Consider the following 10,784-nt stretch of genomic DNA (forward strand, 5'->3'; position numbering starts at 1 on the left):
CAGACCTCCTAGGGCGTTTGGATGCTTTCGCGAAAAGCCGGCTCCAGATCTTCGGCGCGCAGCCGCTGACCGGAGGAGACGACCGGGATGTACTGGTTCTGGTCGCCCCCGCGTACCGGATTGATGAACTCCCACACGATGTCGCCGTTGGGCGCGACTTCGAACAGTCGGCCGCCGTCGGACTCGGTGATCAGACGATTGCCGTTGGGCAGGGTCGTCATCGCGCCGCGCAGGCGGCTGGCGAAGGGATGCTCCGCGCTGCCCTCGTAGCGCCATACGATCTGTTCGTTTTCCGGATCGACTTCGAGCGCGCGGGTCATGTTGTCGGCCTGGAAATGACCGTAGTTGTCGAACAGGGTGAAGTGGCCGTTGGGCAGTGCGCGGGCGAAATGCTGACCCAGCCAGGAGCCGGCCATCGCCCAGGTCATCTGGCCGGTATTCAGGTCGATGAGCGCCGGCGTGCCGGGGTGTCGAAACGACACCAGCACTTGATTGCCACGGCCCTTGGCCGGGGCGAAGTTCTTCGCCAGTTCGTCATCGATGAACTGCACGCTATTGGTATGCAGCGGGTCTTCGAGGGCGAAATGGGCGATATTGGTCAGCAGCGGCTGATAGCGCGACTCGTAAAAGGCCTCGAACAGCGGGATCTTGGCCTGTTCTTCGCCCGTATTGCCGTCGAGCACCACCACGTAATCGTCGAGAAACGGTTTCGCCAGCGCCGGGAAATTCTCGAAGCGCTTTTCGCTGAAGGCGTGGGTGAGCACGAGCACACGCCCGTCCGGGGCGATATCGATATCGTGATGGGTGGCGCCGTGGTATTTCCACAGGACATTGGAATCGGCATCGAGCTTGACCAGGCCATAGCCCCAGGGCGTATCGCCGGCAGCGATATAGATCGCCAGCAGATCGCCATTGGGGTACATGATGGCCTTGCGCCAGTACATGAGCGCGTCGTCGCGCGCGCCGCGCCCGTCCGGCGCGGTGTCCCAGAGCTTGCTGTAGTCCAGCTGCCAGCGATGGACTTCGTTGCCGTCCATATCCACCAGCGACGCATAGGGCGCGCCGCCCGAGGTATACAGCGTATAACCGTTATAGGCACGCGCGGGGTCGTTGATGGTGACGCCGCGCTTGTCGGTGCGTGCGCTACGCCACTGGTCGGTCTGTGTGTACCGGTCGTGGATCGAGTCCTGAACGATGAGCGCATGACCGGCCTTGTAGGCGTCATTGAGCCATTCGTATGGAAACACCTTGGCGAGCACGACCAGCGTACCGCCGAGAAAGGCGAGAAAGAGACAGGCCACGAAAAACGCCGCAAAACCGACGCGATCCGCTTTATCCATTGTTGAACCCTAGCTAAGGGTCCCATACGAACGCTTCGACCCTCGAAGCATCCGCCCTCGGCCTGACTAAGACCGTAGCACTTTCCTGAAGTTTCCGTCAGGACGGTATTAAATTATTTTCATTTTCGCAGGCGGGGCACTAAGTCTCTGAACGCGCAGGCCCTGACCGGTTCGATTAATTGCGATCCACGCGTACGAATACGGCGTCGGTGCCGGTCGCCGAGTCGGTATTCACGGCGACGCGCTTCCACTCGCCCGCGCGCATGAGCAGTCGTGTCTGGGCATGAAGCTGGCCCTGGGCGATGGCATAGGTGAAGTCGACCGACAGGGCCATATCACCCGAATCGCCGGTCGCGTCGAACCAGTATTCGAGTACGGCGTCGCGGGTTTCGATATGCTCGCTATCGAGTTCGGCCACGGTGGTCTCGATACGTCGTGGCTTCGCTCCAGCCGCGGCGGTGGCGGCCGGATCGGCGTTATTGCCGTAGCGGACCTTCAGCGTGAACGGTTTGTGCGTGTTCACGATCGCCGACTGGGCATGGGCGGCGACGGCAACACCAGCCAGCAATAGTGCCCCCGCAAACATATACAGCCAGAGCGCCAAGTTGCGATTGACCATGGCGTATCTCCCTCGCTAAATCGTGTTGTTGTGTGCCCGCTGCCGGGCTTATTGGCATCAGCTCGAGTTATAGCACGCCGCGTGCCGGGCACGCAGCGCGGCATTACCGGCTATAACCGGGTCTGTCAGCGCGAGAATCGATACGCCCCGGCGTGGCGTCGGCCGTTGCCGTGAGCAGATAACGTGACAGCACGGCCAGTAATGCGCCGTAGAGCGGCAGAAACAGACACAGGCTGATCAGCAGCTTGAACGCATAATCCACACAGGCGATCTCCAGCCAGTGCTCGGCCATGAACGCATTCGACGAACCAGCAAAGGCAATCGAAAAAAACAGCAGCGTATCCAGCGCGTTGCCGAATACGGTCGAGGCCGCGGGTGCGACCCACCACTGGCGTAGCGCCCGCAGGCGCTGAAACACGCCGATATCCAGCAACTGGCCGAACAGATAGGCACAAAAGCTCGCCAGTGCGATGCGCGCGACCAGCGTATTGAATTCGCCGAGCGCATCGACACCGGCAAATCGCCCGTCGACATAGAGCACGGACAACAGATACGACACGACCAGTGCCGGGCCCATGGCCGCGGCCACCACGCGCCGCGCGGTGGCCGCGCCGAGCAAACGTACGGTCAGATCGCTGGCCAGGAAGATGAACGGAAAGCTGAACGCGCCCCAGGTCGTATGCCAGCCCAGCAGGGTGAACGGCAACTGCACCAGATAGTTGCTCGCGGCGATGACCAGCACATGCAGCCCCGCGAGTACGATCACGATCCGGCGCCGCTGCGCCGCTGATAACGATAACGACATGCCTGCTTTTCCTTTTTCGTGACGGGGTGAGGGAACCCGTGGCGTGATCGAACCGCCTGAATCGCTCAGGCCGGCGGCTCGTTGACAGGCGGCGGATCGTAGTCGCCCGCCGCGATCTTTTGCAACTCGGCATGCAGATCGGCTTCTGCGCCGATATTACGCAATATCCAGTACAGCCCGCTGAGCGTGCGCATCAAGAACACCAGCTGCGGGGCGGCATTGAACAGCTTCCAGTGGCGCAGCGATGCGCGCACTTCGCCGCGTATGGATTCGATCAGCCCGTCGTCGGTAAACACATAGGGCGATTGATGGCGAATGGGTTCCAGCGAAGCCGTGGCGTGGCTGGCATAGATCTGGGCATAGGTTTCGCCGTGCTGTGCCCAGCTGTCGGGCGGCACCACGCCCAGGCGTTCCAGCGCGTGATGCAGATCCTGCCAGCGGCCGTCGAGGGCGGCGGCCACCACATCCCGCAACCCGTGACGGGTTTCGATATCGAGCGTTTTTGTACAGCCAAAATCGAACAGGGCAATCGAGCCGTCCTCGGTCACCCCGAAATTACCGGGGTGCGGATCGGCATGCAGAATGCCGTGGGTGAATACCTGCAGGTTGATCGCCTGAACGATGGCATGACCGCGTTCGGGCGCGGCCTCGTCGACGGGCCGCGATTCCACATAGGTCGTCACCAGGACTGCATCGGTACACAACTCGGGCACCGGCTCGGGCAGTACGAAGCCGGGCAGCTCGATTGCCCGTAACGTCTGCAGGTGGGCCAGCTCCTGTACGTAGTTGGTTTCCTCGATGAAGCGCTCACGCAGTTCATCGAGCACCGCATCGATATCGCTGCCGCGGATCGGCAGAAAACGCGACAGCTTGAGCAGGCGGCCAAGGTTGTCGATATCCGCGTCCACCGCATCCGCCACGCCGGGGTAGCGAATCTTGACCACCACGTCGCGCCCGTCCACCAGTCGTGCACGATGCACCTGGCCGATGGAGGCCGCGGCCATGGCTTGTTCATCGATCTCGGCGATCAGCGCGCGTTGTTCGTCGTTCCAGGCTTCATCGAGCACGGGTTCGAGCCGTTCGAATGCCCAGGGTTCGGCGTTGCGTTGCAGGCGCGAGAGCTGTTCGACCAGCGGTTCCGGCAGAAAATCGCGATACTGGGACGCGATCTGGCCCAGCTTCATGGCCGCGCCCTTGAGCCCGCCGAGGGTGTCGAACCAGTCCTGGCCGGTTTTCTGCCAGCTCTTGGCGCGATCGTAGCCGGGCATGGTCTGGAGCACGCCGCGACCGAGGCTGCGCATGCCGGCGCCGAGAATGCGCCGACGCCGGGTACGTTGTTCGCGCTTATCCGACACCGTGAACCTCGATGCCCGTTTCGTTGCGCAGCCAGCCATAAAGCGTTTGCGCTTCGCTCGGGCGTACCGCCGTATTCGGCAATACGGCGGTGGGATGGGGGGTTCGATCGAGAAAGAACTGGCCCTGGCAATTACGCGCCGCGCGGGCCGAACCCAGCCACACGGCGGTATCGGCGCCCATGCGCGCATCGCGCAGCACGCGCCCCATGACCTTGTCGAAGCCCGGCAGCGATTCGGTCACCCCGGGCGTAGCCACCCAGCCCGGGTGCATCGCATTGAAGTGCAAGCCTGCATCGCCGTAGCGGCGTGCCCAGTGGCGGGTCAAGGCGACGAGGCCGCGTTTGGCACGGGCATAGGCCTTGTTGCCGCTGAAGGTTTCGTTCTCGAAATTCAGGTCGTCGAGCACGAGCGGCTGCAGATACATGCCACCGCTGGACATATTGATCACCCGCGCCTTGGCCGCAGCGAGCGCTGGCAACAGCGTTTCGGTGAGCACGAACGGCGCGACCAGATTGATCGCCAGGCTGCGCTCGAAGCCGTCGCCGGTCAGTGCATGTTCGTGGAATAGGGCGCCGGCGTTATTGACCAGCACATCGATTTTCGGAAAACGCGCGGTCAGCCGCTCGCCGAGCGCGCGCGTGGCCGCGACATCGAGCAGGTCGGCCTGTTCGGTATGAATACGTTCTATCGCCTGGCCGGCGAAGTCGTGTACATGCTTGCGCGATGCCGCGAGCTTGCCGGTATCCCGGCCCACCAGCACCACGGTCGCGCCCAGGCGCGCATATTCGGCAGCGATCGCTTCGCCAATGCCGCTGGTCGCACCGGTGACCACGGCCACGCGTTCGTCCATGAATTCGCTATGGGCCTTGTCGTCGAGCGCGAGATAGCCGCGTTCGGTAAACGCCGGAGCGGCCAGCAACAGGCTGCGATCGGCCGCATAGCTCACCCAACCCTGGCGCGGGGCTTCGGTATCAATCGTCAGCGCACTGGCAAGCCCGGCCACTGCCTTGCGCCCCATGCGCTTGAATACGGGCTTGAGCGCGAGTTCGCTGGCCCGCAGGACGCCCGAGAGCGAAAAATCCGCGCGATAGTCGATCGTCGTATCGCCGGCGGGGCTCTCTTCGAAACGAATGGTTTCGACCGATGTAAGACCCGGGCCCCGCATTTCCAGCGCGATATGTTGGTCGGGGGCGAGTCCGGTGATTCGATAGGTCAGCGTGGTACGCCGGCCAAACATCTGCACGGTCACGTCGAATTCGCTACCCACGGCGGGTGCCCCCGGGGTGCGCTTGCGGGCGCGATAGACACCCGGGTCCCATTGCTCGCAGGTGGAGAAATCAGCCAGATAGCGATAGCAGTCGGCGGGGCTGCGCGCGACACGGACGGTTTCGTGGAGTCGGATCATGGAATCCTTAAGCTGCGACCAAAGTCGAGTTATACGCCAGTCTGGCCGTGGCGGTTGAGGCGTTGCAACCGTCACGGGTCTGTCAGTGAATTGTCATCGTGCCGCCTTATGCCCCCGCTAGCCTGCGCGTCGACTTTAACCGACACTTCCCGGGGGACCCATGAACAAGACGCGATCCGTCTGGCGACGACTGCTGCTGACACTCTGTCTGACCGCGGCGATTGCCGGCTGTTCCGACAGCGATTCCAACGACAACGACGACAACAATAACGGCGATGGGCAGCAAACGGCCGCCTATCGTCTTCAGCTACTGCATTTCGCGGATATGGACGGCTCCACCGCGGCGCTGGATTACGTCTCCAACTTTTCCAGCCTGGTCAACGCGTTCGCCAGCGTCGATACGCTGTCGAACAATACGCTCGTGCTCTCCTCGGGCGACAATTTCATTCCCGGACCGCGGTTTTTCGCCGCCGGCGCGCTGGCCGACGACGATGTGCCCGAAGCGCTCGGCGCCGCCGGCAACGGCCGCGCGGATATCGTGTTCGTGAATCGTTTCGGCACGTCCGCCTCGGCACTGGGCAATCATGATCTGGACGCCGGCACGTCGGCCTTTGCCGGTTTGATCGCGGGTGACGGCGACAGCGATGGCTATGCCGGCGCCGCCTTCCCGTATCTGTCCTTCAATGCCGATTTTTCGGGCGACAGCAATCTGTCAGCCCTGGTCGCCGAGAATGGCCAGCCCTCGGCGCAGGTGGCCGGGCGTGTGGCAGGCTCGACCACGGTGAAGGTCGGCGGCGAAACCATCGGCGTGGTCGGTGCGACCACGCCGCTTCTGGCGAGCATCACCTCGACCGGCGGAATCGATATGTCGCCGGACGGGTTTGCCATGGACGATGCCGGCTACGACGCGCTCGCGGCAGCCATCCAGCCCGGCGTGGACGCGCTCGTCGCCCAGGGCATCAACAAGATCGTGGTCGTTGCACACATGCAGCAGATCGCCATCGAAAAAGCCCTGGCCACGCGTTTGAACGATGTCGATATCATCATCGCCGGCGGCTCGAACACGCTGCTGGCCGACAGCAACGACGTCTTGCGCGACGGCGACAGCGCGGCCGACACCTATCCGCTGGCCTTCGAGGGCCCGGATGAGACGCCCACGCTGGTGGTCAACGTCGACGGCGATTACAAATATCTCGGCCGTCTCGTGGTCGATTTCGATGCCAATGGCGTGCTGTTGACCGATTCGCTGGACCCGGTCTCCAACGGCGCCTGGGCCAGCACCGATGCCATCGTCGAGCAACTGGCCACCCGGGGCCTGAATACCGAGGCCGACTCGGATGTACTGGCCGTACAGTCCGCGCTGCAGAACGTACTCGCCGAGCAGGACGGCAATGTCCAGGGCATTACCGATGTCTATCTCGACGGGCGCCGCACCCAGGTGCGTACCGAGGAGACGAACCTTGGCGACCTCACCGCCGATGCCAATTTGTACTACGCGCGCCTCGTCGAGCCGGGCGTGCAGGTGTCGCTCAAGAATGGCGGCGGTATCCGCGACGCCATCGGCCAGTCGGTTGTCCCGCCGGGCGGTACCGGTGAGGCCGAACTGCGCCCGCCGCAGGCCAATGAATCCATCGGCAAGCCGGAAGGGGGCGTGTCGCAGTTCGATATCGCCGGCGCGCTGCGTTTCAACAACAGCCTGACGATCATCAGCGTGACCGCGGCCGAGCTGCGCGACATCATGGAACATGCCGTGGCCGCCACCACCGATGGGGCCACGCCCGGCCAGTTCCCGCAGATTGGCGGCATGCGTATCGCCTTCGACGTGGACGAAACCGCGCGTACCGGCGGGCAGATGAATCTGGGTACGGCCACCACCGGTAACCGTATCCGCAGCCTCGAGCTCATCGATGCCAACGGCGATACCACCGATACGCTGGTGACCAACGGCGTCCTCCAGGGTGACGCCAGTCGCGAGATTCGTATGGTACTGCTCGCCTTCACCGCCGCCTGTGTGCCGGGCGACAACTACGATGCCGGCAACAATGATTGCGGCGATGCCTATCCGTTGAAGAATCTGGCCGATCCGCAGCGTGTCGATATCGACCCGACCACCGACGGCGTGATCGATGCTTCGCAGATCGGCACCGACTACGATCCGGGCCTGGCGATGTTCGCAGCCACCGGCACCGAGCAGGATGCCTTTGCCGAATATCTGCAATCGCGCTACAACCCCGATAACGGGGGCACGGCATTCGATATCGCCGAAACACCGGCCGCGCAGGACACGCGTATCGTCAATCTCGAGGCACGCCGCGCCGCGCGTTGATTCACTGATCGCAACATGCAGGAAAGGGGGCCGCGCTGGGGTTCAGCGCGGCCTTTTTCGTGGGCGGGTTTGAAACGAGGCGCCAGGGGATATCTGCATAACCTGTCGCGGCTCGCGTTCGAGTCCTCACAGACGGTGCGGCAAGGCGTCCAAGCGCAGCGCCTGCCTTTTTGGCAGGTCAAGCCCGGCAACGGGGCCGCGGCGTCTGTGATGCCGAACCGCTTGGCGCCCGGGGCTTTGCGCGCGCTTGATCGGCGTCAGTATTCGCGACCGTGCAACTTGTTATTGGCTTGGGCAGGCTACGCTGTCACTTGTCTGTGAATCGCGCGCAAAGGACCCGGCGCGACCGTGACAGGTTGTGCGGAGCTTCCTAAACTCGTCGCATGAACGTCTTCGACCGTATCTACGCCCTGCACAAGCAGCTGGCTGGCGCGCGCCGGCCCACGCCCAAGGCCACGCTGGAAGCACGATTGGAATGCTCGCCCGCGACGGTCAAGCGCATCATTCGCGATATGCGGCTCTATCTCGATGCGCCCATCGAATACGACCGCGAATACAACGGCTACTACTACGCCAGCGCCGATGGCAGCACGCCCGACGCCCAGTTCGAATTGCCCGGACTCTGGTTCAACGCCTCGGAGCTGATCTCGCTGCTGGCCATGGACCAGCTACTGGAAACAGTCCAGCCCGGTCTGCTGGCGGTAGACCTCGCGCCGGTACGCAAGCGTCTGGAACGCATTCTCGAAAGCCGGGCCATGGGCACCGGCGAGCTTGCCCGGCGCACCCGGATTTTGCGCGCCAGCGCGCGTAGGCCGGGGCCGGCCTTTGCCGAGGTCGCCGGCGCCATGGCCATGCGTCGACGGCTGCGGATTCGCTATCACGGGCGTGCACGCGATACCGAAAGCCAGCGCACCATCTCCCCGCAGCGGTTGGTCTATTACCGCGACAACTGGTATCTGGACGGCTGGTGTCATGATGCCGACGGCCTGCGCAGTTTTTCGCTCGACCGGATCCGCGCGGCCGAAACGCTCGATGACGAAGCCATCGATATGGACAGCGACGCCCTCGAGGCCGAGCTGGGTGGCGGCTACGGCATCTTTTCGGGCACGCCCGAGAACACGGCGGTCATCCGCTTTTCGCCCCAGGCCGCACGCTGGGTGGCCGACGAGCAATGGCACCCCGACCAGCAGGGCCGGGCGCTCGACGACGGCGGCTACGAACTGCGGGTGCCGTATTCGGCCAGCGCCGAACTGCTGGCCGACGTGCTCGCCTACGGACCGGAGGCCGAAATCATCGCCCCGGAATCTCTGCGCCGGGCCGCTGCCGAGCGCCTGCGTGCGGCGGCAGCGCACTACGCCGAATATATTTAATGTAAATTCATACAGCCCAGGGTCGCTGTTTGACCCACCGCCACCGGCAAGCTCTCCCACGTTGACGACATCACGTGGACAAGCGGGAGCGACCCATGAGCGAAACAATGGCCCAACGACTGATTCATCCGGCCCATGCCCAGCTGGTGCAGGCTGCACGCGCCGAGCGCCGTGCGCTCGTACGGGCACTGGCCATCGAAGCCGACTGGCGTTTCCACGACGGCCCCGAATGGGCGGCGCGCTACTGGGCGGCCTTCGGCGATCTGCGTCGCGACGTGGACAGCGCGCCGGAACTGCGCCTGGGCGCCGCGCTGGCGCCTCGCAGTGGCTGGTCGCCGCTGGCGCCGGTGGAATCCGACCAGGCCCGGGCCATTTTTCGGGCCCTGCTGGCCGCCTTGCATCCCCAGGTTGCCCCGCGGGCCGCCGCGGCCGATACCGCCGGGCTGTGGTCGCTCGCGGTTATGGCTTATCGCGCCGGTGATGCCGCGCGGCTGCGTGAATTGCTTGCCCGTGCCCAGCCCGCCGCGGCCACGGCCCGCTTGCCGCAGGACCTCGTCGAACTGCGCCAGGAGCACGATCGTCTGGCAAACGCGCGGGCGGCAGCGGATCGGCGCCTGGCCGAACTCAGCCAGAGTTTTCCCTTCAATCTGCGCGACCGGCTGGACGATGCCGACTGGGTGCGACGCCAGCGTCTGAGCCTGCGGCAGGTGCTGGCGTTCGTGGCGCCCCCGCGCCGCCAGCCTGCGCACAGCGATCGCCAACAGGTATCCTGAGCCGCTTGCTGGAATCACTCACCACTGGTTGCGCCATGGCCCAGGCCCAACAGCATCGCCTCGACTTCGACGGCGAAGACCTGCAAACACGCGTCGTACAGGACACGGTGTACTGGATCGAACGCGCCCGCGAAATCACCGGCGCCAGTGCGCGCCGCCTGCCGGTGCCGGCGGTCGCCTTCGATCTGCGCGGCCGGGCCGCCGGCCAGGCGATCTTCGCGCGTCGCAGTCGCGACTGCCGGATTCGCATCAACGCGGCACTGCTGGCCTCGCATCCGCAGGAAATGATCGCCGAAACCGTGCCCCACGAAGTCGCCCACGTGGTGATCTACCGGCTCTACGGCCGCCGTGCCCGCCCGCACGGCAAGGAATGGAAAGCACTGATGCGCGCCTTCGGTGTCGACCCGGCGCCCTGTCATACGCTGCCCGCCGAACCCGTACGCCAGCTCAAACGCTTTCGCTATGCATGCGGCTGCGAGGAGCCGGCTTTTCTTACCAGCATCCGTCACAAGCGCGCCCAGAAGGGCACCGATTACGTCTGTCGTGTTTGTGGTGAGAAATTGCGGTTTGCCGACGAGGGGGCCGGTTCGTAGCGGTTGGCGGATGGCAGATGGCGCGTAGGCTTTAACTCGAACCTTTCGTTTTCTAAATCAACGACGCGGGTACTTGCGGCTTGGGGTTTCGCACTGATGTGCGAGTCACTTTCATTTGCTTGTCCAAATGAAAGTAACCAAAGCAAAGGACACCCTGTCTTGCGCCGATGCTGCGCATCGGTTCCCTGCGCGGCTCCG

At 64.0% G+C, this 10,784-nt stretch carries 9 protein-coding genes; 4 read left to right on the forward strand and 5 right to left on the reverse strand.

The features are described 5' to 3' along the window. Window positions 1-8: 8 nt before the first annotated feature. From CMN27_RS03000 to CMN27_RS03020, 5 genes are all read right to left on the reverse strand, one after another. Window positions 9-1,340 carry an arylsulfotransferase family protein gene (locus CMN27_RS03000; protein WP_293623924.1) on the reverse strand — a complete coding sequence of 444 codons (1,332 nt, stop codon included), beginning with the start codon at window positions 1,338-1,340 and terminating at the stop codon, window positions 9-11. Between the two features lie 175 nt (window positions 1,341-1,515). After that, window positions 1,516-1,959, reverse strand: coding sequence for a hypothetical protein (locus tag CMN27_RS03005; RefSeq protein WP_293623925.1), 444 nt, complete (start codon window positions 1,957-1,959; stop codon window positions 1,516-1,518). 103 nt (window positions 1,960-2,062) lie between these two features. Next, window positions 2,063-2,764 (reverse strand): 7-cyano-7-deazaguanine/7-aminomethyl-7-deazaguanine transporter, encoded by a 702-nt coding sequence (locus CMN27_RS03010; protein ID WP_293623926.1) that lies wholly within the window; start codon window positions 2,762-2,764, stop codon window positions 2,063-2,065. Between the two features lie 65 nt (window positions 2,765-2,829). Further along, the gene (locus CMN27_RS03015; protein ID WP_293623927.1) at window positions 2,830-4,119 is read right to left on the reverse strand and encodes an AarF/ABC1/UbiB kinase family protein; all 1,290 of its coding nucleotides are present in this window, start codon (window positions 4,117-4,119) and stop codon (window positions 2,830-2,832) included. Continuing rightward, window positions 4,109-5,524: an SDR family NAD(P)-dependent oxidoreductase gene (locus tag CMN27_RS03020; RefSeq protein ID WP_293623928.1), complete on the reverse strand. Its 1,416-nt coding sequence runs from the start codon at window positions 5,522-5,524 to the stop codon at window positions 4,109-4,111. Before CMN27_RS03020 ends, CMN27_RS03015 begins: the two co-directional genes overlap by 11 nt. Before the next feature lie 160 nt (window positions 5,525-5,684). Here CMN27_RS03020 and CMN27_RS03025 point away from each other — a divergent pair, with 160 nt between their 5' ends. From CMN27_RS03025 to CMN27_RS03040, 4 genes are all read left to right on the forward strand, one after another. Beyond that, window positions 5,685-7,850, forward strand: a complete 2,166-nt coding sequence (locus CMN27_RS03025; protein ID WP_293623929.1) for a bifunctional metallophosphatase/5'-nucleotidase — start codon at window positions 5,685-5,687, stop codon at window positions 7,848-7,850. 383 nt (window positions 7,851-8,233) lie between these two features. Further along, a complete protein-coding gene (locus tag CMN27_RS03030) occupies window positions 8,234-9,220 on the forward strand; it encodes a WYL domain-containing protein (RefSeq protein ID WP_293623930.1) in 987 nt (328 codons plus the stop codon). A gap of 95 nt (window positions 9,221-9,315) precedes the next feature. Continuing rightward, on the forward strand, window positions 9,316-9,993 hold the full coding sequence (locus CMN27_RS03035) for a hypothetical protein (RefSeq protein ID WP_293623931.1): 678 nt from the start codon (window positions 9,316-9,318) through the stop codon (window positions 9,991-9,993). A 35-nt stretch (window positions 9,994-10,028) separates the two neighbouring features. Further along, the gene (locus tag CMN27_RS03040; RefSeq protein WP_293623932.1) at window positions 10,029-10,586 is read left to right on the forward strand and encodes a SprT-like domain-containing protein; all 558 of its coding nucleotides are present in this window, start codon (window positions 10,029-10,031) and stop codon (window positions 10,584-10,586) included. Window positions 10,587-10,784: the final 198 nt, after the last annotated feature.

This window comes from Salinisphaera sp., assembly GCF_002729955.1.
In the GTDB taxonomy this organism is placed as follows: Bacteria; Pseudomonadota; Gammaproteobacteria; order Nevskiales; family Salinisphaeraceae; genus Salinisphaera.